The organism is Thiocapsa imhoffii (assembly GCF_016583985.1).
Taxonomy (GTDB): Bacteria; Pseudomonadota; Gammaproteobacteria; order Chromatiales; family Chromatiaceae; genus Thiocapsa; species Thiocapsa imhoffii.
On sequence record NZ_NRSD01000079.1, the window covers coordinates 1 to 817 of the forward strand.

Genomic DNA, 817 nt, shown 5'->3' on the forward strand with positions numbered 1-817 from the left:
CCGGGTCATCGAGCCGATGCTGGCGGGGACGGCCCTGGGGGAGGTGCCCACGGACGATCGCGACTATCTGGTCGATCTGGGCCTGTTGCGCCGCGACGGTGCCGGCGGTCTGGTGGTGGCCAACCCCCTCTACCGCGAGGTCCTGCCGCGGATGTTGGCGAGCGGGCCTCAAGACTCACTCCCGCGGATCAGCCCGACCTGGCTCAACACCGATGGAACGCTCAACCCATCTGCGTTGCTGGACGCCTTCCTCGCCTTCTGGCGCCGGCACGGTCAGCCGCTGCTGGGCAGCGCCCCCTATCACGAGATCGCCCCCCACCTGGTGCTGATGGCCTTTCTGCATCGGGTGGTCAACGGCGGCGGAACCTTGGAGCGCGAATACGCTATCGGCATGGGGCGCATGGATCTGTGCCTACGCTATGGCGCGGTGACCTTGGGGATGGAGCTGAAGGTCTGGCGTGACCACGAGGCCGATCCGCTGGTCGAGGGTCTGGTGCAACTGGACGGCTATCTGGCCGGTCTGGGGCTCGACAGCGGGTGGCTGGTGATCTTCGATCGCCGTTCCAATCAACCATCGATCGCCGAACGGACCGCGTGTCACACCGCGACCAGTCCGCAGGGCCGAGCGATCGCCGTGATCCGGGCCTAAGATCCGAGGGCGGATTGAACGGGAGGATGACGTCGAGACGAATCTGGCCAATGGCGAGGCTGCCGCGCCGGTCGTCGGCGGGGTCCGGCGCGGCGGGCGACCAACCGCGGTGCTATGCTCCCCCTAGCCCTGCTGCCGACGAGTCCGCCCGATGCGCTTCTTCAACAC

The 817-nt window shown here is 67.7% G+C and carries 1 pseudogene; it reads left to right on the forward strand.

What is annotated here, in order from left to right:
* Window positions 1–649 (forward strand): annotated as a pseudogene (locus tag CKO25_RS21485) (ATP-binding protein); the annotation flags it as partial.
* Window positions 650–817: the final 168 nt, after the last annotated feature.